We start from the raw sequence: 22,251 nt of genomic DNA, 5'->3' as shown, positions 1-22,251 counted from the left end.
ACTCACTCCAATGGCCGACATCAAGACTTTCTACCTGCCCGACCTCGGCGAAGGCCTGCCCGACGCCACCATCGTCGAGTGGCACGTGAAGGAAGGCGACACCATCAAGCTCGACGCACCGCTGTGCTCGATGGAAACCGCCAAAGCCGTCGTCGACGTGCCCTCGCCGTATACCGGCAAGGTGACCAAGCTGCACGGCGCCGCGGGCGACATCATCGAAACCGGCTCGGCACTGGCCGAATTCGAGCCCGATCCGAACGCCAAGCAGCGTGCCGAGGCCGAGTCCACCGGCCACCACCACGGCCCCAAGAAGGGCACCGGCAGCGCCACGGCCGACACGCACAAGGTCGTTGCCTCCGATGAAGGCGGCGAGATCGACAGCGGCAACGGCAAGTCCGAGCGCGAAGACGAAGGCACCGTGGTCGGTGCGATGGTCTCCGGCAGCCACGTGCACGTGGAACAGGCCAGCAGCGTCGGCGGCGTCAAGGCCGTGCCGGCGGTGCGTGCGCTCGCCAAGAAGCTCAAGGTCGACCTCAGCCGCGTGAAGCCGAGCGGCGCCGATGGCGTGGTCACCATGGCCGACGTGAAGAACGCCGCCGCCAACGGAAGCGCACAGCTCGGTGCCGCACCTGCTCGCGCCGTGCACGAAGACGCCGGCCGCCACCTTGCTCCGCGCCTGCCCGAACCCGAAGCCCGTACCGCCACCTCGCTCGCCGGCAAGCCGGTGCGCACCGCTCCCCCGAGCGTGCAGGCCAGCGGCCAGCCGGAACAGCTGAAGGGCGTGCGCCGCAATATGGCGCGCGTGATGGCCGACGCCCACGCCCAGGTCGTTCCGACCACGCTGGTGGACGATGCCGACCTGCACGCCTGGATCGGCAAGCAGGACATCACCGCCCGCCTGATCCGCTCGATCGTGGTGGCGTGCAAGACCGTGCCGGCGCTCAACGCCTGGTTCGACGGCAAGAACCTCACCCGCACGCTGCACCCGCATGTGGACATCGGCATCGCCGTGGACACCGAGGAAGGCCTGTTCGTGCCGGCCCTGCGCAATGCCGACGTGCTCGACGGCGCCGGCATCCGCGCGGCGATCAAGCGTCTGCGTTCGTCGGTGGAAGACCGCACGATTCCTGCCTCGGAGCTCTCGGGCTACACCATCAGCCTGTCGAACTTCGGCATGTTCGCCGGCCGCTACGCCACGCCGGTCGTGGTGCCGCCGTGCGTCGCCATCATCGGCGCGGGCAAGCTGAGCCACGACGTGGTGGCCGTGATGGGTGGCATCGAAGTGCATCGACGCATGCCGATCTCGATCACCTTCGACCACCGCGCCGCCACCGGCGGCGAAGCCGCGCGCTTCCTCAAGGCGCTGCTGGACGACCTGTCGCTGCCGAACTGAAGCGCAGGCACGTTGAACGAAAGAAAGCCCCGGTCATGCCGGGGCTTTTTCGTTGGCGCGGTTCGCTGCCTGCATCTGGTTTTGACGGCGCATGCACCGGGCAGCGCACTACGATTCGGCGACGTCCGCCACGGGATCATCGCCATGCATCACAGCCGACTGTGCGCCCTTGTGATCGATTGCAAGACCGACCATCTTGCCGAAGCCGCCACCTTCTGGAGCCATGCGCTGGGCAAATCCATCGTCACACTGGACGAGGATGGCGACGGCAAGTACGCCCGGCTCGCCTCCGCCGACGACGAGCCGATCATCCTGCTGCAACGCGTCGAGCACGACAGCCGCGTGCATCTGGACATCGAAACCGACGATATCGAAGCGGAAGTGCAACGGATGGAGAAACTCGGCGCCACCCGCGTGCACCGTGTGCCTAATCGTTGGTGGGTCATGCAAGCGCCGAGCGGTCACCGCTTCTGCGTGGTGCGTCCGCAGCGCGAACGCTTCGGCCCACACCTCAACCGCTGGGAATGACTCGACAACCTTGTGGGAGCGCACTTGTGCGCGACTGCGGCGCCGCGTCGCCTCAGCTTCGCAGGCTTGTCGCGCACAAGTGCGCTCCCACAAAGAGCCCGATTACGGCTCCGCGCTGACACTGTGGGAGCGCACCCTGTGCGCGACAAACCTACGGAACCATGACGCCATAGCGCTGCAATCGCGCACAGGTGCGCTCCCGCAGGGGTTCGGCAGTGGCCTGTCAGTAATCGCGAATATCCAGCGCAACGAATCCGCGCACGCTGTAACCCGCTTCGGCGGCAGGCCACTTCAGCGCCGCCAGCAGACGGTCGCCCGCGGGCCACGCCGCATTGTCCAGCAACGCCTCGGCAGTGACGGTGCCATCGTCGGCGCGCCGATAGAACAGCCGCACCCAGTGCAGCTCCGGGTTCAACGACTCGTTCTGCAAGGCGGCGCGAAGCTGCGAGATCAGCTCGGCAGGCGGCTCGATCCCCTCTTTGCTCGACAGCCACGGCCCAACGAAGACATCCCAGGTGCGGATGCCGAAATCCCAGCTGTGCAACTGCATGCGGCGATCGTCGGTGACATACCAGCAGGCCGCCAGCAGCACGTGGAATACGCCGTCTTCGAACGCGCGCAAGGCGTCCAGGCAACCCTCTTCGCCGCCGCCGATACCGGCAAAACTCTCTTCGATGTGGCGATCTTCGCTGAGCACCACGTCCACATCCAGACGTCCGGGCTCGCCGGCTGCGCCTTCGAACCAGCTGGCGCGCACGGCGGGAAAATCGCCGTCGGTCATCAGCCACTCTTCGTCCGCCTCCAGTTCGACGTCATGGCGTTCGAACAGGCGCAGGAGGTAACGCTGGAGGTCGGTGTCTTGCATGGTCGTTTCCTGTTCTTCAGCGCCCGTGCGGGCGCCACACCAATTGGCGCACGATCAGCGCCAGCACCAACACCACCACGCACGCGCCATAGCCATACAACGCGGGCAGCACCTGCTGCCAGATGGCGCCGCTGGACGGACCGTACTGACCGACCGTGGGAACCGTGGCCGTATCGAACGCGTTGCTCGCGCACTGCACGGCCGCGAACGCGGCCAGCAGCAGGGCCGCCAGATCGAAGTAGCGGCGCAGGCGCGTACGCGGCAGGCTCTTGGGATAGGACCAGAACGCCCACCCCAGAATCAGCAGCCACGGCGCGAGTAACAGAAGAGCCAGGTAACGCATGCGTCAATTCACTCCACGGAGGCCAACAGCGCTTTATTCCTGCGCGGCCAGTTGATCGAGCGCGCCGCGCAAACGGTCGAGCGCTTCATCGCGTGCCTGCTCGCCGTCGTAGTCCGGCGTGGCACCCACTTGTTCACCGTCGATCTCCAGCACCAGCGACTGCGGCTGCACCTGCACGACGGCAGAGACGCTGCCCAGTTCCTTGATGCGCTTCTGCACCACGCCCGCGGCCTTGGGATCGGCGAACGAACGCGACAGCAGCAGCTCTTCGCCGTCGGCGGAGAACAGGCGGAAACGAAAACTACCATCGGCGTCGCGGAAACTGGCGAAGCGCGCTGATTTGCCGCCCTTGCCCGCCGGCGCCTTCGCCCCATTCGCCTGCGGCGCGACGGAGGTGCCCGAGCGCAAGCCGATCGCATCGCGCAGCTCGGCGATTTTCGGCGCGGCAATGGCGCGCGCCTTCTTGGCGCCTTCCCGCAGGATCTCCTCGATCACGGCCGGGCGGGCCATCAATGCATCGTAGCTTTCGCGCATCGGTGCCACGTCCACTTCCAGGCGTTCGAACAACACCTGCTTGGCCTCGCCCCAGCCGATGCCGTCGACCAGCGCCTGGCGGAACGCGCTGGACTCCGCTTCGCTGGCGAACGCGCGAAAGATGGTAAACAGCGAAGAGCTGTCCGGATCCTTCGCTTCGCCCGGCAGGCGCGAGTCGGTGACGATGCGCATGATGGAATCACGCAGATGCTTCTGCCCGCCCGCGAACAGCGGAATGGTGTTGTCGTAGCTCTTGGACATCTTGCGGCCATCGAGGCCGGGCAGCGTCGCCACCTGTTCCTCGATCACCACTTCCGGCAACGCAAAGAATTCGCGGCCGTAGATATGGTTGAAACGCTGCGCGATATCGCGCGCCATCTCGATGTGCTGGATCTGGTCGCGACCCACCGGCACCTTGTTCGCATTGAAGGCGAGGATGTCCGCGGCCATCAGCACCGGATACATGTAGAGACCGGCAGTGATGCCGGCATCGGCGTCCTCACCGGTTTCCGTGTTCTTGTCCACCGCCGCCTTGTACGCATGGGCGCGGTTGAGGAGGCCCTTCGCGGTGACGCAGGTGAGGAACCAGGTCAGCTCCGGAATCTCGGGAATATCGGACTGCCGATAGAAGGTGACCTTCTGCGGATCGAGACCGGCCGCCAGCCAGGTGGCTGCGATCTCCAGGCGCGAACGTTCGATGCGCGCCGGATCGTCGCTCTTGATCAGCGCGTGATAGTCGGCCATGAAGTAGAACGCGTCCACGTCGTCGCGCTTGCTCGCCGCGACGGCCGGGCGGATCGCGCCGACGAAGTTGCCAAGATGCGGCGTGCCGGTGGTGGTGATGCCGGTAAGTACGCGGGTCTTCATGCTCTCTCGTTTCTTCGTATCGTTATGGTTGCTGGTTCAAGCGACGCTTCAGCGGATCAGCGTGGACTTGCCGAACAGCGATTCGACCAGGTCGACCGCCAGCCGCGCGGTCTGGTTCTTCTTGTCGAAGGCGGGATTGAGCTCGACGATGTCGAGCGAACCGACGCGACCGGTGTCCGCGATCATTTCCATGCACAGCTGCGCTTCGCGATAGTTCGGCCCGCCGCGCACGGTGGTGCCCACGCCGGGCGCGATGGTCGGGTCGAGGAAATCCACGTCGAAGCTGATGTGCAGGTGCGTGTTTTCATCCACCCCGGCCAGCGCTTCTTCCATCGTGCGCTTCATACCCACCTCGTCGATGTGGCGCATGTCGAAGATGCTCACCTGCGACTCGCGCACCAGGCGCTTTTCGCCCTCGTCCACCGAACGGATGCCGATCTGGCGCACCACATCCGCCTTGATCGCCGGCACCTGCCCGCCCAGTTCGATCAGCTCCTGGGGACCGTTGCCGCACAGGCACGCCACCGGCATGCCGTGGATATTGCCCGACGGCGTCGCGTCGGCGGTGTTGAAGTCGGCGTGCGCATCCAGCCACAGCACACGCAGCGTCTTGCCGGTGTCGCGGCAATGACGCGCGACGGCGCTGATCGAACCGATCGCCAGGCAATGGTCGCCACCGAGCATGATCGGCAGGCGCCCCTCGGCAAGCTCGGCATAGACCGCCTCGTGTACGGCCTTGTTCCAGGTCACCACCTCGGGCAGATGCCGATAACCGTTCTGCGGCGGCTGCCACGGATTGAGCGGGCCCTGAAGATTGCCGCGATCGACCACGTCCAGACCGCGCCTGGCGAGCCGCGCCAGCAGGTTGGCCACGCGCAAGGCTTCCGGCCCCATCGAAGCACCACGATGCCCCGCACCGATATCGGTGGGAACGCCGATCAGGGAGAGTGACTTGTTGACCATGAAAACCTGCAGTGTGAAAACCGGATACGAGTTGTCTTAGTGTGCCAGAGGCAGATGGCGTTGCCGCCATGTGTTCAGACTGCCGTCCAGCAGGCGAACGTGGGTGTAGCCGAGCGAAACAAGCGTTTCCTGCGCCCTGGCAGCACGTTTGCCCGAGACGCAATACACCACAATCTCGCTGTCGCGCGGGACGCCGAGCACGCCAGTGCGCCGGGCCAATGACTCCACGGGAATATTGAGCGCCCCGGCGATGTGGCCATCGCGGTATTCGTCGGCGCTGCGCACGTCGAGCAACAACGGCGCCTGCCCGGCCTGCTGGCGTTGCAGCAGCTGCCCGGCGTCCAACGGTGCGTCCGCAGCTACCGCAGAACGCATGCCCGCCAGCATCAGGAGTGCGGCCAGGAGGCCCTTGAGCATGCGGGAACCCTCGATCTGGTGCCGGCAGCAGGAGTCGAACCCGCGACCTACTGATTACAAATCAGTTGCTCTACCAACTGAGCTATGCCGGCGAAGAGGTGAAGTCTAACAGGGGGCTATGGGCCAACGCCAAAGCCTTAGAAGCATCCGGTGCTGTGGGAACCGACGCCGCGTACGCGGTTGCGCCAGTCGGCGTGGCCGTTGTCGGCAATGACCACGTCCAGCCAGTACTCGGCCACGCTTTCGCTGCGCTCGCTCATCTGTGCGGGGAAGCCCGCGGCTACCACCTGCTCGCGGCGGCGACGCGCGTTGGCGGGATCTTTGAACAGGCCCAGCGAGACGGTATTGGACTGGTCGCCCGAGCTGACGATGAAGTATTCGCCCACGCTGGCTGCGGCAAGGCGACGGCCCAGCTCCAGCGCCTTGTCGCGGCTTCCGCCACCCGGCAGATAGACCCACCAGCCGGTGGTCTGGGTGGTCTGTTCCTGCCGCTGGCGCATGCGTGCGGCCTGGCTGCTGAGCGCGGCACGTGCGTTGCGCATATCGGTTTGCGTGGCGAACGGGCCCAGCGCCATGCAGGTGTAAGTGTTCGGTCGCGGCGGCGGCGCTGGCGTCGCCGGTGCGGGCGGCGGGGCTACCGGGGGTGCGCTGGAGGCTGGGGCCGACGGCGTCGCCGCGGCCAGGGTGCTTGCCGGCGTTGCCGGCGGCGGCGCGCTGGACGGCGCAGGCGGGCGCTCGCTCAACAGGTGCAGCTCGGGCACACCGGCATCGGTGGCGGCGCGGCCGTGCACGTCGTCCTGGCCAAGCAGCAGCCACGCGCCTACCGCAATATTGAGCGCGATCAGCAGGACAAAGAGCAGGCGCAGGAACATCGGCGATCCATCAGGCCATCGACGGCGAAAGAGCCGACATTCTAGAGAGCTTGTTCGACAGGTGTATGTGCGTCGGACCACACCGACAATCCGCGCAGCACGCTGTCCTGGCTGAGCCGCGACGGATGGGCAATCAGCGGCGCCAGCGAGGCCGCGTCGCCGCCGCCGAGAATCAGCTGCGGTGCGCCGCCCAACGGCCCGGACATGTGCGCTACGAAACGCTCGACCAGGGCCGCGGCCGCCTGCCAGCAGCCCGAGGCGACGGCATCCGGCGTGTTGTCCGCGGCTTCCAGCACGGTGCCCGGCCGGTCGACCAGCACGCGCACCGTGGCACCCAGCAACGACTGCTGCATCAGCTGCGGCCCGGGTGCGATCAAGCCACCCAGATGTCGTCCCTCGGCATCGAGCGCATCGAGCGTGAGCGCGGTGCCGACGCCGGCCAGCACGCACGGTGCCCAACCTTCGGCGCGTGCCGCCACCATGCCGAGGAAACGGTCCACGCCAAGGCGACCCGGCTCGGGATAGGCGTTGCGCACACCGCAGGCTTCGGCGGGCGTGCGCAACCAGGTGGTCGATCGGTCGAAGCAGGTCGACACCACCGCGGCGATCTGCGCTTCGCGTTCGCTGTCCACCACCGAGGCGCCGAAGACGTCGCGCGGTATCGGCAGGTGTCGCCACGCTTCGTGCAGTGCCAGCACGACCTCGTCGTTCCAGCCAACCGCGCCCTGCTCGTGCCACTGCGCGCCCTCGCGCAGCGCCCACTTCAGGCGCGTATTGCCGAGATCGAGCAAGAGCCTCATGCGCGGCGCACCGTCACGTCGGCGCTGTCGATGCGATGCATGCCGTCCTGCGCCTGCAACAACAAGGCGCCGCGTGCATCGACGCCGGCACCGATGCCTTCCAGCGTGCCGAGCGCTCCCTGCACGCGCAGCGGCTTGCCGCGCAGCAGGTCGTAGTTCGCATATTCGTCGACGAAGGCCGCGAAGCCCTCGCGCTCGAACTGATCCAGGCCATCCGCCAAGGCGGCGATCAGGGCGGCGGCCACGCGGTTGCGGTCGGGCGCCTTGCCGGCAAGCGTGGCCAGATCGTTGACCGGCTGGCCGGCCTGTTCATGCAGTGCTGCAGTGAGACGCACATTCAGACCCACGCCGATGATCGCCGCGCAGGGTCCCTGATATTCGCCACCCAGTTCGACCAGGATGCCGGCGAGCTTGCCGCCGACGCTCAGCACGTCGTTCGGCCACTTGAGCCCGGCGCCCTGGATGCCCAGCGCGGTCAGCGTGCGCATCACGATCACGCCCACGGCCAGCGACAATCCGGACAGCGCGGCAAAGCCCGCGTCGAAGCGCTTGAGGCACGACAGGTAAACGTTGAGACCCGGCGGCGACAGCCACAGTCGACCGCGACGGCCGCGCCCGGCGGTCTGCGTCTCCGCCAGCACCATGCTGAGATCGGCAAGATCGGACTGGCGGCGCTGGATCTCACTGGAGGTCGAGTCGATCTCCCAATGCAGCTCCAGCGTACCCAGCCGCTTGCGCACGCCGGCGGGCAGTGCCGCGCGCAGGGTGGCGACATCCAGCAGTTGCACCGGCCAGGGCAGGCAATAGCCCGCGGTGCCGCGCGACTGCACCGGCACTCCGCGCGCCCGCAGTGCCTCGACCTGCTTCCAGATGGCAGCGCGGGTGACCCCCGCGCGCTCGGCCAGTTGGGCACCCGACACCATGCCGCCACTCGCCAGCGCCACCAGCAGCTCCTGCGCCTGCATTACGCCGCGCCTCCGGCCGACCGGCAGGCCTTGCAGCGCCCATGGGAAAAAAGGGAGATGGCCAATAGACGTGACATTCATCGATTCTAGCCTGCCAGGGCGGCGCATCGACCGGTGCAGGGCCAGCCAATCCCCATGACTTCTGGGACTCGCGGGCCTTGCGCGAACGGTTTGCTGGCACTGGTATCGCCTGGATTTTTCTGCCAGCATCGAGTTCTTGGATTGCGGATCAAGGGGTTGAGCCGCCATGGGCGTCGGGAAGTTCTTGATTGGCTGTGTTCTATGCGTCGGCAGCATCGGTGCTGCATCGGCCATGGACGCGGACGGCCAGGATCTCGGTGCCGCCATGCAGCGCTCGGTCGATAGCAGCTCCGGTAGCCATGACGGCGCGGGCGGCAGCGGGGGCGATGCCCTGGGTCTGTCGCGCGAAGCCAACAGTGCACCGAGCCCGGCCTCTTCTTCCTCCAGTGACAACAGCCCGCCCACGACTCCGGCCCGCGTGCCGCGCAGCCGCCAGAACCGTATCGGCTGGCAGTCGTTGTTGCCGGGCTCGATCCAGTAACGACGGCAACTCGTGTCGGCTGTGTGGTGGCGCCGCCTGCGCGCCTATGTGACCCCTCCCCTGCTTGCTGAAGAGCCCTGGCGCAAGGCGCTGGATGGCTGTCCGCTGGCCCAGCGGCTCGATCTCGCCCGCCAGAACGAACTGCGCCGCCTGGTTGGCGTGTTCCTGGCGCGCAAGCGCTTCCACGCATTGGCCGATGCGGAACTGACCGACGCCGCCTGCACCTTGATCGCCATGCAGGCCTGCCTGCCGGTGCTGCGGCAAGGTCCGCGCAGCTTGCGTGGTTGGCGCGACATCCTGGTGTATCCGGGCGAATTCCGGGTCAAGCGCAGCCACCATGACGACCGCAGCGGCGTGGTCACCGAAACCGATGACGTATTGATCGGCGAAGCGTGGGAACACGGTCCGCTGGTGTTGTCGCTCGCCGACGTGCAACTCGACCTCACCCATCCGTGGGACGGCTACAACGTCGTCGTGCACGAGATCGCGCACAAGCTCGACATGCTCGACGGCCCACCCGACGGCGTACCGCTGCTGCCGCCAAGCATTCCCCGTCGGCAATGGATCGTAGCCTTCCAACGCGCCTTCGACCTGCTCTCGAACGATGTGGCACGCGGCCGCGACACGCTGATCGATCCGTACGGCGCGGAAAGCCCCGATGAATTCTTCGCCGTGACGAGCGAACTGCATTGGTCGCAGCCTTCGGTGTTGCGTCGCGCCGATGCGAGCGTGGCGGAGTTGCTCGAGGCGTTTTATGGGCCTTCGTCTGCGCCGGCCTGATGCGTTGAACGCATCAGGCAAACCCGCGAACAAACACACATATCGCTAGATTGGCCCCTCGCCCCAACCCTCTCCCCGGAGGGGAGAGGGAGAAGTGCTGTGCACCGCGAAAGGCAAAGCGAGCCCAGCTTTAAGTCTTGAGCACCGCCTCACTCGCGATATAGCCATACCGTGGATTAGGGAGATCGTGACGATCTGGGCTCCGAATCCTTCAGGCTCGTATACCGCAGTCAGTGTGAGCTTTTTAGGCCATTTTCTTTGGGTTACTTTCGACGCGAAGCTAGTCCCGTGGGATCTCTTGGGCCAGCAAAAGAAAAGTGACTCGAGCGCCCCAAAAAGGGGACTAGCTTTGCGTCGGCGGCAGCCGATCGAAACACCCGCCGCGTAGGTGGCACCCTGGCGGCAACGCAACAACTGGACACTGACGAAACTGGATTCCGGCCTACGCCGGAATGACGAGCGAATGGGGCCTAGGCGGGGATGACGAGCTAAATCAAACCGGCGGAAACTTCACGCTAAACCGCGCCCCATTGAACTCCGGCGATCGATCCACCAACAACTCTCCACCATAAGCGCGGATGATGTCCTGCACGATCGACAGCCCGATCCCGTGCCCCTGCACACGCTCATCGCCGCGCACGCCACGCTGCAACACCGTCTCGATCTTGTCGTCGTCGACGCCCGGACCATCGTCCTCCACGCTCAACCACAGACCGGGACGCTGCCGCCCCGCCACCGGACGCATCTTCACCACCAGCAGCACGCGATGGCGCGCCCATTTGAACGCGTTCTCCAACAGGTTGCCCATCAGTTCCAGCAGGTCGCCCTGCTCGCCGTAGAACGAGGCGTTGTCGTCGATGTCGAATTCGCACAGCACGTTCTTCGCGGCGTAGACCTTCTCCAGGCTCTGCACCAGGTCTTCCGCGTGACTGGCAATGGGAATGGCCGTCGTTGCAAACGTCTGGCGACCCGAGGTGGCCGCGCGCGCGAGCTGGTAGGCCACCAGTTCGTCCATCTTGCGCACCTGTTCCAGCACCGGATCGCGCAGCGCCGATTCGGCAATCGCGCTTTCCAGGCTCGAGCGTATGACCGCCAGCGGCGTCTTCAGGCTGTGCGCGAGATCAGCCAGCGTGTTGCGCGTGCGCACGCGCTGCTCGCGCTCGCTGTCGATGAAGGCATTGATGCGTTCGGTAAGGCCGGTCAGTTCCAGCGGATACTGATCGCCCAGATGTTCGCGTTCGCCGCGCTCCACGCGCGACATTTCGTTGGCGACCTTGCGCAGCGGCGTGAGGCTCCAGCGCAGCAGCAACATCTGCAGCAGGATCAGCATCACGCCCAGCGAGGCGAGCCAGAACACCAGGCTGCGCCGGAAGACGGCGTTGCGCCCTTCGAGCTGATCCTCGGTCTGCGCCACCATGAAAGTGAGGTGCACCGATTTCTTTTCGGAGGTATCGAGTGCGACGCCGTAGATGTAGTAGTACAGGCGGCCCATGCGCGTATCGACCGGGCCGACGAACTCGCCTTCGCCGGGCGCGAGCGGGCGCAGGAAACCGAAATCGCGGCCGATCGCCGAGGGCGATTCCCATTTGTAGCCGCCGTCGCCGATGGCCACGGCATACAGCCCCGAGCCCGGGCGCGAAAAGCTCGGATCGGGCGGTGTATCGGGCAGCAGCACCTTGCCGGAGCGACCGACTTCGGTGCCCGCAAGGTAGGCCACGACGAAATTCTGCAGGCGGTCCTGCAGTCCCTTCAGCGAACTGTCGGCATTGGTGCGCGTAAGCGTGAGACCCACCACGCCCAGGAACGCGGCCAGCACGAAGCCAGTCGCCAGAGCCGCGCGCGCCGCCAGTGACAACGGGCGGCGCGGCGGCGGCGGATCATTCGTCTTCGGCTTCGCTGCGAGGGATGGCAAAGCGGTATCCGCGTCCACGTACCGTCTCGATGGGCTTGAGGTTGCCTTCCGGGTCCAGCTTCCTGCGCAGGCGGCCGATGAAGACCTCAAGCACGTTGGAGTCGCGATCGAAATCCTGCTGGTAGATGTGCTCGGTGAGGTCGGCCTTGGAGACCAGCTCACCGGCATGCAGCATCAGGTATTCGAGCACCTTGTATTCGTAGCTGGTCAGGTCGACCAGCTTGCCTTCCACCGTCACCGTCTGCGCGGTGGTATCCAGCTTGATCGGGCCACAGGCCAGGATCGGCTTGGACCAGCCGCTGGCGCGGCGCACCAGCGCGTTGATGCGCGCCAGCAGTTCTTCCACGTGGAAGGGCTTGACCAGGTAGTCGTCGGCACCGTGCTTGAGGCCCTCCACCTTGTCCTGCCAGCCGCCGCGGGCGGTGAGGATCAGGATGGGGTAGCGCTGGCCGGCTTCACGCAGCGACTTGATCAGGTCCATGCCCGACATCTTGGGCAGGCCAAGGTCGATGATGGCCAGATCGAAGGGCACTTCGCGTCCGAGATACATGCCCTCTTCACCGTCCTGGGCCGCATCGACGGCAAAACCATCGCGCTTCAGGCGGGCTGCGAGGGTCTCGCGCAGGGGAGCCTCGTCCTCAACCAAAAGAATGCGCATCAGTGTTTCTCCTTGTTGCTTCCACCGTCACTGGACGGGTTCTTGGTCGAATCACTGGAAGCCGGCGCCTTGCTGGCCTCCGTGGTTACGGTCACCACGCGTACGTGCCCGGTTGGCGTAAGCACTTTCACGCGATGTTCGAAGGAACTGCGGCCCCGCCGCACGGTACTGGCGGACAACACCTTGCCGCCGGTCTCGTGCTGGACCTGGGTCACGGCCTGCTCCAGCGACAGCGACGGCTCGCTGGACTGGGCAGCCAAGGCGCTGGCCCCAGTCGTCAGTGCCAGCAGCCATGCCGCAGGACGCAGGATGGTTTTCATTTGCTTGATCAAGCCCGGGGGCTCGGCGGGGAGGCGGTATCCATTGGCGTTCAGACTATGGAATCGCGGCTGAATATAGGCCGGACGAACCTGAACGGTCACGCGGCAATCCGGGGTTGCGCGACGGCCTGCTCAATAAGTGACCAATCGGCGCCCGGCAGATGGGCACCCTCACTCAGCCGGCGGCGGAAGCAGCGGGCTCCCGGCTCGCCCTGGTAAAGCCCCAGCAGGTGCCGGCTGATGTGCTTGAGCGCGGTCCCTCGGGCCAGTTCGGCCTCGATGTAGGGGCGCATGCGGAGAAGGACGTCTTCACGCTCCGGCATCGGCTCACCGTACAGCGCGGCCTCGACCCGGGCCAGGACGTAGGGGTCGTGATAGGCGGCGCGCCCCAACATCACCCCATCGACCTGGGCCAGGTGCGCCTGCACCTGCTCCACGCTGGTGATGCCGCCGTTGATCACCACCACCAATCCGGGGAATTCGCGCTTGAGCTGATACACGCGCTCGTAGTCGAGCGGCGGGATCTCACGGTTTTCCTTGGGGCTGAGCCCTTGCAGCCAGGCCTTGCGGGCGTGCACCACCAGCACCTGGACGCCCGCGCCGAGCATGGTTTCGGTGAAGTGCTGCAGGTCGGCGTAGTCGTCCTGATCGTCCACGCCGATGCGGCATTTCACGGTGACCGGCACGTCCACCGCATCGCGCATGGCCTTCACGCAATCGCCCACCAGGGCCGGCTCGCGCATCAGGCAGGCACCGAAGCGGCCGGACTGCACGCGGTCGGAAGGACAGCCCACGTTGAGGTTGATCTCGTCGTAGCCCGCCTCGGCGCCGTAGCGGGCGGCGATGGCCAGCTCGGCCGGCTCGCTGCCGCCCAGCTGCAGGGCCACCGGGTGCTCCTGCTGGCTGTGTTCGAGCAGGCGCAGCTGCTTGCCGCGGACGAGCGCGGCGCTGGTCACCATTTCGGTGTACAGGCGCGCATGGGGCGAGAGCAGGCGATGGAAGTAGCGGCAGTGCCGATCCGTCCAGTCCATCATCGGGGCAACGGTGAGGCGCCAGTCGTGCGGGTGCAGCGGCGGCTTCGGGGCAATCGAGGTTGACATGGCGCCATTGTACCGGCTCGCCCAGGCCGACGAGGGGAGGCACGAAGCCCTTACAGACGCAGCCCTTCGGAGCCTACAGAACCCTTGGTCAAAAATCCGCACCATGCCGGGAACCATTGACCAGGATGATTTCACCCATGGATTTGAAGAAAACCCTGCTGCCGGCATTGCTGATGATCGCACTGGCCGCGTGCGACAAGACCGGCAGCAACAGCGCCCCGGCCGCCGACCAACCTGCCGCAACGCCCGCCCCGGCCTCGACCTCGGCGCCGGCCGCTGCTGAGCAGGCAGCCCCTGCGGCAACGGCTGATGCCGGCGACGGCAAGATCGGCATTGCCGAGTGCGACGACTACATCAGCAAGGTCAAGGCCTGCCTGGCCGCCAAGGTCCCCGAAGCCCAGCGCGCCATGTTCGACCAGGCCATGAAGACCTCGACCGAGCAGTGGAAGGCCGCGATGGCGCAGCCGGGTGGCAAGGATGCGTTGGCCGCCCAGTGCAAGCAGGCCAGCGATGCTGCCAAGCAGACCTACGCCTCGTTCGGCTGCGACATGTAACACCACTGGCCAATACGTCCCGCACTTTGCCGTGAAGCGTCCGATGGACGACTCGGGACGCCCTTGCAGAACCCTCTCCATGACCGCTACTGGAGAGGGTTTTTTCTTTGCGCGCCGAGCGGCTTCCTCAGCGGGCCTCCGCGGCCTTTGACTCGCGGCGCCAGGCCACCCATCGCAACGGCACGGCGGCCAGCGCGCAGACGATGGCGGCCACGATCCAACCTTGCAGGTACAAGGCCGCGGCGGAAAAGACGAGCACGGCGAAACCGAGCTTCGCCAGCAATTGCTGCGCTTCGCTCGGCGGCGCGTGCACGGCCATTTTCACCCCGTGGGTCAGATAGGCCAGCAGCACGGCCAGGGTCAGATACAGCAGGACGAAAAGCAGCGAATACGCGAGGAAGCCATCGTGCCGCTGCGGATGCGTCAAGGCGTAGCGGATGACCACCGGCACCAAGGCCACCAGGCTGAGCAGGACCATGCTGATCACGGTGCCCGCGGTGTCGATATGGTTGAGCCAGGACACGATGCGCCGGTGCACCAGCCAGATCGCGCCGATCAACACGAAGCTCATGAAATAGACCAGCAACGACAGCGACCAGGCCTGCCATAGCGACACGCCCTCGCCGGTGTCTGGCTTGATTTCCAGGGCCGACAGGGTGATGGCGATGGCGAACACGCCATCGGAAAGCATCACCAAGCGTTCCAGGTGCCGCCTCCCCAGGTGATGCGGCGGATGTTCCAGATCCTGCGTCATGCACGTCCTCTCAATGGTGTACGGAGCGTCCCCACGCCCCGCCTGATCGCTTGCGGCATGATGCCGCAACGGACCGCACCTCGCGACGCCCAGCCGCCTGCCGGATTGGACAGCCATGGCATAATGGCGGCTTCGCTGCGGCTACGGCAGCACTCGTCAGGCGCAGCGGGTTCCGCCTTCCCCACACGAGTCCGGCACCGAGATGGTCGGTGCCCTGCCCGCAGCTTCCTTGGATTTGGCAGGACGGTAACCGGCAATGGTGGCATTGGCGACGGAGCACGTGATCGACGTGCACCACTGGAACGACAGTCTCTTCAGCTTCCGCACCACGCGCGATCCCGGCTTCCGCTTCGACAGCGGACAGTTCGTGATGATCGGCCTGGAAGTGGACGGCCGGCCGCTGATGCGTGCGTATTCGATCGCCAGCGCGAACTACGAGGAACACCTGGAGTTCTTCAGCATCAAGGTGCCCAACGGCCCGCTGACTTCGCGCCTGCAACACCTCAAGCCCGGCGATCCGTTGATCGTCAGCCGCAAGCCCACCGGCACCCTGGTGCTCAACGACCTCAAGCCCGGCAAGCATTTGTACCTGCTGGGTACCGGCACGGGCCTGGCACCGTTCATGAGCCTGGTGCGCGACCCGGAAACCTATGAACGCTACGAGAAGATCGTGATCGCGCACGGCGTGCGCAACGTCAACGACCTGGCCTACCAGGACTATCTCGAGAACGAACTGCCGCAGCACGAATACCTCGGCGAGCTGGTGCGCGAGAAGTTGATCTACTACCCCACGGTGACGCGCGAGACGTTCCGCAACCAGGGCCGCATCACCGACAACATCGTCGATGGCGCGATGAGCCAGGCCATCGGCCTGCCGCCGCTCGATCCGGCCACCGACCGGGTGATGCTGTGCGGCAGTCCGTCGATGCTGGAAGACACCTGTGCGTTGCTGGATGCGCGTGGGTTCGCGGTGTCGCCGAGGACGCGTGAGCCGGGCGATTATGTGATCGAGCGGGCGTTCGTCGAGAAGTAAATCCGCCCCATTTTTTAAGCATTTTGTGGGAGCGCACCCTGTGCGCGACAAGCCTTGCGTCAAGGTACGACCCAGCGCCTGTCGCGCACAGGGTGCGCTCCCACAGTGGTATCGCGGGATGATTATTCCCAGATCTTGTAGACGCGCCCGGTGCCCACGCCTTCCACGCAGCGTCGATACACCTGCCCCACGCGGGCGCCCGGGACTGCGGGAAAACCCGGGAAATACGGGCCATAGGCTTCTAGCGCCTCGGTCAGCAAGGTCGCACTTACCGCGTTGATGCGCAGTCCGCGCGGCAACTCGGTGGCGGCCGAGCGCACGAAACCCTCGATGGCTGCGTTCACCGTGGTGGCATTGGTGCCCAGCCTGATCGGTTCGTCGGCGGTGATGCCGCTGGTGAGGGTGAACGAGCCGCCATCGCGCAGGCGCGGAATGCCCGCGATCACGGCATTCACCTGGCCCATCAGCTTGTCCTGCAGGCCGGACAGGAACTGCGTCGGCGTGGTGTTGACCAGTTCGCCGAAATGCACGCTGCCGGCAGCGGTGACCACGGCATCGAGCTCGCCCACCTCCGCGTACATGCGTTCGATGCTGGCCATGTCGGTGAGATCGACCCGCACATCGCCCGACTGGCGCCCGGCGCGGATGAGTTCGTGATGGGGCGCCAGCGCCCCGGCTACCGCCTGTCCGACGGTGCCGCTGGCGCCGATAAGCAGAATTCGCATGGGAAACCTCGATGGGTGCGCCCCGGGATGGGTCGCCATGTCCTGAAGTGTCGGTCCTGCGCGACCACCAATAAACGTGCCATCATGCCACCCATTCCGAACCATGGGTTTCTAATCATGGATACCTTGGCGAACATGGCGATGTTCGTACGTGTGGTGGATACCGGTAGCTTTGCGGCCGCGGCCGAAGCCAGCGGCGTGTCGCCGACCATGGCCGGCAAGCACATCCGCGCGATCGAACAGCGACTGGGCGCGCGCCTGCTCCATCGGACCACGCGTCGGCAACAGCTCACCGAAGTGGGACGGCTCTATTACGAGCGCTGCAAGCTGGTGCTCGCCGATGTGGAACTGGCCGAGCGCAGCGCGCACGAACTGCAGGCGACGCCGCGCGGCCGATTGCGCATCACCGCGCCGATGAGTTTCGGCAGCCGGCGACTGACGCCGGCGATCACCGAGTACCTGCAGCGCTATCCCGATGTCAGCGTCGAGCTGTCGCTCGACAACCGCGTCTACGACCTGGTCAGCGAAGGCTTCGAGCTCGGCATCCGCATCGGCGCCGTCGACGATCCGCAACTGGTCGCGCGCCCGCTGCAGCCGTATCGCATGCTGCTGGCGGCCTCGCCGCCGTACCTCGCCAAGCACGGCAATCCGTCGCGCCCCGAGGAGCTGAGCAACCACGTTTGCCTGGGTCTCACCAATTGGCGTCGTCGCGACCAGTGGCGTCTGCTCGGCCCCGATGGCGCGCAATGCGACGTGCCGGTGCAAGGTCGCCTGTCGGTCGATCACGGCGATGCGCTGCGCGTGGCGGCCCTGCATGGCGCGGGCATCGTGCTGCAGCCGGAAGTATTGCTGGCCGATGATCTGGCCGAAGGACGGTTGATGGCGGTACTGCCGGAATGGGCGCCGCCGTCGACGCCGATGCATCTGCTGTATGCGCAGGATCGTCGGCCGACGGCGAAGCTGCGCAGCATGATCGAGTTTTTGCTGGAGCGGTTCGGGGCTTAGCGCCACCTTGTAGGAGCGCACTTGTGCGCGACCGCGGCGCTTGGATGTATTCGCTCCGTCAGGTTGTCGCGCACAAGTGCGCTCCCACAAAGAAGCGGTCACCGGGAGAGATCAACCGCGCTTGCGCCCCTGCCCTTCGTTGTCCCAATAACCGAACACGCGGCGCGCCACCAATTTGTAGAGCCGCTTGCCCGTGGCACGCCACAGCACTGCATGCGGCGCAGGCGTCGCCAGGATCGCGCGCTGGCGTGCGCTCAAGGCATCCGCGCAATACGTACGCTTGTGCTTGAGCAGGTGACGCAGGTCTTCGCGCGCCAACGCTCGGAACAATGCGCCGCGTTTGCCGCGCGTCCAGGCGATCTGGAAATCGACCAGTGCGGGGCGACCATCCACATCGACCAGCCAGTTTGGCTCTTTGGCCAGGTCGTTGTGCACGATGCCGCGGCGATGCACTCGCGCCAGCAGGCGCAAGGCCTCGCGGTAGTACGCCCGATCGCACGGGCGTGCCTGCTGCATCGGTGCCCCGGCGATGTAGCCGCGCAGCAGTTCGTGCCCATCCCAGCCCAGCAAGGCCGGCACGCCGTCCAAGCCGTCGAGCTTGGCCAGTGCACGTGCTTCACGGGCCGCCGCGCGGCGTGCGAAAGCGCGCGCCCACCAGCGCGCGGCATCAACGTCGCGGCGGATCACGCAGACGCCATGTCGCTCGGTCTTTTCGACGCGACCGAGTTCGTCGCACTTCAGCAGTGTGTCGCGTGAGGTATCCACAGATTCGTAGACATTGCCGGCACCGATGGCATTGTCGCCCAACCGACGTTGCAGTACCGATATGCTGGGTCGTCGCACACGGAGGCGTTCATGCTGGAGATCGCGCTTTACGTACTGGCCGCGCTGCTGATGATCGGCGGCCTCGCTGGCAACATCCTGCCTGCCTTGCCGGGCATCCCGATGATCTTCGGCGGCATCTGGCTGGCCGCAGCGGTGGACCATTACCGGCACCTGGGGACCTGGTGGCTGGTGGTCATCGGCGTGCTGGGTGCCATCGGCGTGGCGCTGGACTTCGCGGCGGCGGCGCTGGGCGCCAAGCGGGTGGGGGCCAGCCGGGCGGCGATCTGGGGCGCCGGCATCGGCACGGTGGTGGGCATGTTCCTGGGCCTGGCCGGGCTGATCGCCGGCCCGTTCGTGGGCGCCCTGGTGGGGGAGCTGGCCTCGGGTACCAGCGTGCTGCGCTCGGCCCATGTGGGCGTGGCGACGTGGCTGGGGCTGCTGTTCGGCACCTTCGTGAAGCTGGTGATTTCCTTCGTGATGCTCGGCCTGTTCGCGTTCGCCATGCTGTTTGGCTAAGGGCCTGGCCGTTCGGCCAGCGCGACCTTCGGCACATGGCGCGGCCCCGGCGTCGCCCTATAGGCTCGTGGTACTCCATCTTCAGGGAAGTCCACATGTCCAAACGTCTTGCCTTGGCACTGGCGGTTTCGCTGGCCGCCGTCGGTTCCGCCCAAGCGGAGCCCAAGTCGCCCACCTGGATCGAACGCAGCAACACCGACGCCAAGGTGCTGCTCGACGTGATGGCGAAGTTCAACCCGGAGTTCGCCTCGCAGGTCGGCGTCCCCGGTTTCGACGACAAGGTCGCCGACCTCAAGCCGGATGTCGATGCCCGTTCGCGCGCTGCCTTCGTCGATGCGAAGGGCAAACTCGAGAAGATGCTGGCCAGCGAGAAGGACGAGAACGTCCGCCAGGATCTGCAGATCATGATCAAGGCCGTCGATCAGCAGATCGAAGGCATCGATCTCAACCACAAGTACATGCTGCCGTACCAGGACGTGGGCCAGTTGATCTTCCAGGGCGAATTCGTGCTGCTGAAGGACGACGTGGCCGCCAATCGCCGTGCCTCCGCGGTCAAGCGCCTGGAATGCTACGTGGGCAAGGCGCCGGGCTGCACGCCGATGATCGAGCTGGCCAAGGCGCAGACCAATGCGCGCATCGGCGAGAAAGACCTGATCGGCCCGTACAAGAACGAAGTGGAGCAGAAGCTCAGCAACACGGCGCGTTATGCCGAGGGCATCCGCCAGCTGTTCGCCAAGTACAAGCTGGACAACGCCGAGGGCAAGGCCGCGCTCGATGCGCTGGACAGCCAGCTCAAGGATTACGACGGCTGGGTGCGCAGCACCATCGTGCCGCGTGCACGCCAGGATTTCCGCCTGCCGGAACCGCTGTATGCGTACAACCTCAAGCAGGTCGGCATCGACATCCCGCCGGAACAGCTGATCAAGGAAGCGCAGTTCGAGTTCACCGAGCTGCGTTCGATGATGCAGATGATGGCGCCGGTGGTGGCGAAGGAAGAAGGCATCCAGGCCACCGATTACCGCGACGTGCTGAAGGCGCTGAAGACGCAGCAGCTGGGCAAGGACGACGTGGTGCCGTGGTACCACCAGATCATCGGCAAGATCGAAGACACCATCCGGCGCGAGCACATCATCACCCTGCCCCAGCGCAAGATGCAGATGCGCCTCGCCTCGGAAGCGGAAACCGCGGCGGTGCCGGCACCGCACATGGACCCGCCGCCGTTCATCAACAACCACGGCGAACAGGGCACCTTCGTGCTGACCATGGGCAACCCCAGCGGCGGCAAGTCCGATTCGTATGACGACTTCACCTATAAGGCCGCCGCGTGGACGTTGACCGCGCACGAAGGCCGCCCGGGCCACGAGCTGCAGTTCGCGGCGATGGTGGAACGCGGCGTGTCGCTGGCGCGCAGCCTGTTCGCGTTCAACAGCGTGAACGTGGAAGGCTGGGCGCTGTATGCCGAGTCGGAGATGCTGCCGTACGAGCCGCCGTCGGGCCAGTTCGTGGCCTTGCAGGCCCGCCTGCAGCGCGCGGCGCGTGCGTATCTCGATCCGATGCTCAACCTCGGCCTGATCAGCAAGGAGCGTGCACATGACGTGCTGCGCTACGACGTGGGCCTGTCCGAAGCGATGACGCAGCAGGAACTGGACCGTTACACCTTCAACAGCCCGGGCCAGGCCACTGCGTATTTCTACGGCTACATGCGCCTGCAGCAGACGCGCCTGAACACCGAGCTGGCGCTGGGCAAGGACTTCAACCGCCAGGCCTTCAACGACTTCGTGATCGGCCAGGGCCTGTTGCCGCCCGAGCAGCTCGCCGAAGCGGTGCGCACGCAGTTCATTCCGTCGCAGAAGAAGAAGTAACCGGCCAGGACATTCTGTCCGGCCGACTCAACGAGGCCGCGCTTTCGGGCGCGGCCTTTTTTTTGGCGGCGCCGGTGCGCGGCCGCTGAGTTCCAACCATGCGGCAAATCGTGCGGTATCCCGACGCAAGCCGGCTGGCACGAGGATGTACTCGCGGCTGGGTGGCTCATCCGGTCGATGACGAAAACGGGCGGCACCTTCGAGCGCCAGCAACGCGAGCTGGTCCTCGGCGGACAGGCGCAACGCGAGTCCCTGGACCGACAGCCACGCGCACGGCTTTTCCCCGAACCACACCATCAACCCGCCGAACATCGGCTTGCTTCGCAGATCGTGCGGACGCCCCAGATGCGTGGCGGCGTCTTCGAGTTCCTTAAGAAGAGCCTGGACGTCCGCGTTCACACCGGCCCGTCGGGCAACACGTAGAGCAGCACCGCGAGGTAGTGCAACACGCTGCCGGCCAGCACGAAGAAGTGCCACACCGAGTGGTGATAAGGCAGCTTGCGCCACAGGTAGAACGGCACGCCCAGCGTATAGGCCACGCCACCTGCCAGCAGCAGCACCATGCCGCCCGTCTGCAGATGGGCGAGCAAGGGCTTGAAGGCAATCACGCCCACCCAGCCCATGCCGATGTACATCAGCACCGCCAGCTTGCGGTACTTCTTCAGCACACCCAGTTCGAGCAGGCTGCCCATCAAGGCCAGGCCCCACACGGTGCCGAACAGGCTCCAGCCCCACGCACCCGGCAAGGCGATCAGGGTGAACGGCGTATAGGTGCCGGCGATCAGCAGGAAGATCGCGATGTGATCGAGCGTGCGCAGCACGCGCTTGGCCAGCACGCCGGGAATGGAGTGATAGAGCGTCGAGGCCGTGTAGCAAAGGATCAGCGTGCTGCCGAATACGGCGCTGGCCACGACGGATCGGGTGTCGCCGTAGCGTGCTGCAAACGCCACCAACGTGGCCAGGCCGGCAATGCTCAGCAGGATGCCGATGCCGTGGATGACGCTGGCGGCGAGTTCGTCGCCGAAGGCATAGCGCGGAAGAACCGTGCCGGAGGTGGCAGACATGGGGCATTCCTCAAACGGAACGTACTGAAGCGTA

At 65.8% G+C, this 22,251-nt stretch carries 26 protein-coding genes and 1 tRNA gene; 9 read left to right on the top strand and 18 right to left on the bottom strand.

Annotated elements, in window-relative coordinates; genetic code table 11:
* Positions 1-10: 10 nt before the first annotated feature.
* Positions 11-1,393 (top strand): dihydrolipoamide acetyltransferase family protein, encoded by a 1,383-nt coding sequence (locus ISP20_RS10585; RefSeq protein ID WP_204636062.1) that lies wholly within the window; start codon positions 11-13, stop codon positions 1,391-1,393.
* A 144-nt stretch (positions 1,394-1,537) separates the two neighbouring features.
* Complete coding sequence (locus ISP20_RS10580) at positions 1,538-1,921, top strand: VOC family protein (protein WP_204636061.1); 384 nt, start codon at positions 1,538-1,540, stop codon at positions 1,919-1,921.
* A gap of 223 nt (positions 1,922-2,144) precedes the next feature.
* Here ISP20_RS10580 and ISP20_RS10575 read toward each other — a convergent pair whose 3' ends face one another.
* The 9 genes from ISP20_RS10575 to ISP20_RS10535 form a co-directional block, all read right to left on the bottom strand.
* Positions 2,145-2,786, bottom strand: a complete 642-nt coding sequence (locus ISP20_RS10575) for a DUF6348 family protein (protein WP_204636060.1) — start codon at positions 2,784-2,786, stop codon at positions 2,145-2,147.
* Between the two features lie 16 nt (positions 2,787-2,802).
* The gene (locus ISP20_RS10570) at positions 2,803-3,129 is read right to left on the bottom strand and encodes a hypothetical protein (RefSeq protein WP_204636059.1); all 327 of its coding nucleotides are present in this window, start codon (positions 3,127-3,129) and stop codon (positions 2,803-2,805) included.
* A 33-nt stretch (positions 3,130-3,162) separates the two neighbouring features.
* Positions 3,163-4,530 (bottom strand): tryptophan--tRNA ligase, encoded by a 1,368-nt coding sequence (locus tag ISP20_RS10565; RefSeq protein WP_204636058.1) that lies wholly within the window; start codon positions 4,528-4,530, stop codon positions 3,163-3,165.
* 48 nt (positions 4,531-4,578) lie between these two features.
* On the bottom strand, positions 4,579-5,493 hold the full coding sequence (rocF, locus tag ISP20_RS10560) for an arginase (protein WP_204636057.1): 915 nt from the start codon (positions 5,491-5,493) through the stop codon (positions 4,579-4,581).
* Positions 5,494-5,529: 36 nt separating this feature from the next.
* Positions 5,530-5,910 (bottom strand): rhodanese-like domain-containing protein, encoded by a 381-nt coding sequence (locus ISP20_RS10555; protein WP_204636056.1) that lies wholly within the window; start codon positions 5,908-5,910, stop codon positions 5,530-5,532.
* A gap of 16 nt (positions 5,911-5,926) precedes the next feature.
* Positions 5,927-6,002, bottom strand: a tRNA-Thr gene (locus ISP20_RS10550).
* 45 nt (positions 6,003-6,047) lie between these two features.
* The gene (locus ISP20_RS10545; protein WP_204636055.1) at positions 6,048-6,782 is read right to left on the bottom strand and encodes an SPOR domain-containing protein; all 735 of its coding nucleotides are present in this window, start codon (positions 6,780-6,782) and stop codon (positions 6,048-6,050) included.
* A 41-nt stretch (positions 6,783-6,823) separates the two neighbouring features.
* Positions 6,824-7,582 carry a type III pantothenate kinase gene (locus ISP20_RS10540; protein WP_204636054.1) on the bottom strand — a complete coding sequence of 253 codons (759 nt, stop codon included), beginning with the start codon at positions 7,580-7,582 and terminating at the stop codon, positions 6,824-6,826.
* The gene (locus tag ISP20_RS10535) at positions 7,579-8,547 is read right to left on the bottom strand and encodes a biotin--[acetyl-CoA-carboxylase] ligase (RefSeq protein WP_204636053.1); all 969 of its coding nucleotides are present in this window, start codon (positions 8,545-8,547) and stop codon (positions 7,579-7,581) included. The genes ISP20_RS10540 and ISP20_RS10535 overlap by 4 nt, the downstream gene beginning before the upstream one ends.
* A 265-nt stretch (positions 8,548-8,812) precedes the next feature.
* Here ISP20_RS10535 and ISP20_RS10530 point away from each other — a divergent pair, with 265 nt between their 5' ends.
* Positions 8,813-9,109, top strand: a complete 297-nt coding sequence (locus ISP20_RS10530; RefSeq protein ID WP_239535657.1) for a hypothetical protein — start codon at positions 8,813-8,815, stop codon at positions 9,107-9,109.
* A gap of 12 nt (positions 9,110-9,121) precedes the next feature.
* Positions 9,122-9,889, top strand: a complete 768-nt coding sequence (locus tag ISP20_RS10525) for a zinc-dependent peptidase (RefSeq protein WP_204636052.1) — start codon at positions 9,122-9,124, stop codon at positions 9,887-9,889.
* Between the two features lie 493 nt (positions 9,890-10,382).
* Here the strand turns inward: ISP20_RS10525 and ISP20_RS10520 are convergent, their stop codons facing one another.
* The 4 genes from ISP20_RS10520 to dusA form a co-directional block, all read right to left on the bottom strand.
* On the bottom strand, positions 10,383-11,801 hold the full coding sequence (locus tag ISP20_RS10520) for an ATP-binding protein (protein ID WP_239535655.1): 1,419 nt from the start codon (positions 11,799-11,801) through the stop codon (positions 10,383-10,385).
* On the bottom strand, positions 11,767-12,459 hold the full coding sequence (locus ISP20_RS10515; protein ID WP_204636050.1) for a response regulator transcription factor: 693 nt from the start codon (positions 12,457-12,459) through the stop codon (positions 11,767-11,769). The genes ISP20_RS10520 and ISP20_RS10515 overlap by 35 nt, the downstream gene beginning before the upstream one ends.
* Positions 12,459-12,779 (bottom strand): PepSY domain-containing protein, encoded by a 321-nt coding sequence (locus ISP20_RS10510; RefSeq protein ID WP_204636049.1) that lies wholly within the window; start codon positions 12,777-12,779, stop codon positions 12,459-12,461. Before ISP20_RS10510 ends, ISP20_RS10515 begins: the two co-directional genes overlap by 1 nt.
* Positions 12,780-12,877: 98 nt before the next feature.
* Entirely contained in the window at positions 12,878-13,879 is a 1,002-nt protein-coding gene (gene dusA / locus ISP20_RS10505) for a tRNA dihydrouridine(20/20a) synthase DusA (RefSeq protein ID WP_204636048.1), read from the bottom strand.
* A 137-nt stretch (positions 13,880-14,016) separates the two neighbouring features.
* Here dusA and ISP20_RS10500 point away from each other — a divergent pair, with 137 nt between their 5' ends.
* Entirely contained in the window at positions 14,017-14,433 is a 417-nt protein-coding gene (locus tag ISP20_RS10500; protein ID WP_204636047.1) for a hypothetical protein, read from the top strand.
* A gap of 127 nt (positions 14,434-14,560) precedes the next feature.
* Here ISP20_RS10500 and ISP20_RS10495 read toward each other — a convergent pair whose 3' ends face one another.
* Positions 14,561-15,187 (bottom strand): TMEM175 family protein, encoded by a 627-nt coding sequence (locus tag ISP20_RS10495; protein ID WP_204636046.1) that lies wholly within the window; start codon positions 15,185-15,187, stop codon positions 14,561-14,563.
* Positions 15,188-15,443: 256 nt separating this feature from the next.
* Here ISP20_RS10495 and ISP20_RS10490 point away from each other — a divergent pair, with 256 nt between their 5' ends.
* Positions 15,444-16,220 (top strand): ferredoxin--NADP reductase, encoded by a 777-nt coding sequence (locus ISP20_RS10490; RefSeq protein ID WP_204636045.1) that lies wholly within the window; start codon positions 15,444-15,446, stop codon positions 16,218-16,220.
* Between the two features lie 122 nt (positions 16,221-16,342).
* Here ISP20_RS10490 and ISP20_RS10485 read toward each other — a convergent pair whose 3' ends face one another.
* Complete coding sequence (locus tag ISP20_RS10485) at positions 16,343-16,945, bottom strand: short chain dehydrogenase (protein WP_204636044.1); 603 nt, start codon at positions 16,943-16,945, stop codon at positions 16,343-16,345.
* Between the two features lie 117 nt (positions 16,946-17,062).
* Between ISP20_RS10485 and ISP20_RS10480 the strand changes: the two genes are divergently transcribed.
* On the top strand, positions 17,063-17,950 hold the full coding sequence (locus ISP20_RS10480; protein WP_204636043.1) for a LysR family transcriptional regulator: 888 nt from the start codon (positions 17,063-17,065) through the stop codon (positions 17,948-17,950).
* 111 nt (positions 17,951-18,061) lie between these two features.
* On the opposite strand, the gene ISP20_RS10475 is transcribed toward ISP20_RS10480, so the two are convergent.
* A complete protein-coding gene (locus ISP20_RS10475; protein ID WP_425490816.1) occupies positions 18,062-18,715 on the bottom strand; it encodes a protein kinase family protein in 654 nt (217 codons plus the stop codon).
* 93 nt (positions 18,716-18,808) lie between these two features.
* Here ISP20_RS10475 and ISP20_RS10470 point away from each other — a divergent pair, with 93 nt between their 5' ends.
* The gene (locus tag ISP20_RS10470; protein ID WP_204636199.1) at positions 18,809-19,291 is read left to right on the top strand and encodes a DUF456 domain-containing protein; all 483 of its coding nucleotides are present in this window, start codon (positions 18,809-18,811) and stop codon (positions 19,289-19,291) included.
* Positions 19,292-19,386: 95 nt separating this feature from the next.
* The gene (locus tag ISP20_RS10465; protein WP_204636042.1) at positions 19,387-21,153 is read left to right on the top strand and encodes a DUF885 domain-containing protein; all 1,767 of its coding nucleotides are present in this window, start codon (positions 19,387-19,389) and stop codon (positions 21,151-21,153) included.
* Positions 21,154-21,180: 27 nt separating this feature from the next.
* Here ISP20_RS10465 and ISP20_RS10460 read toward each other — a convergent pair whose 3' ends face one another.
* On the bottom strand, positions 21,181-21,552 hold the full coding sequence (locus tag ISP20_RS10460) for a TfoX/Sxy family protein (protein ID WP_204636041.1): 372 nt from the start codon (positions 21,550-21,552) through the stop codon (positions 21,181-21,183).
* On the bottom strand, positions 21,549-22,217 hold the full coding sequence (gene trhA, locus ISP20_RS10455; RefSeq protein WP_204636040.1) for a PAQR family membrane homeostasis protein TrhA: 669 nt from the start codon (positions 22,215-22,217) through the stop codon (positions 21,549-21,551). The genes ISP20_RS10460 and trhA overlap by 4 nt, the downstream gene beginning before the upstream one ends.
* Positions 22,218-22,251: the final 34 nt, after the last annotated feature.

The sequence above is a fragment of the Dyella kyungheensis genome (assembly GCF_016905005.1).
Lineage (GTDB): Bacteria > Pseudomonadota > Gammaproteobacteria > Xanthomonadales > Rhodanobacteraceae > Dyella > Dyella kyungheensis.
Note: the sequence above shows the minus strand (reverse complement) of the source record. Positions and strands in the feature narration are given on the sequence as shown.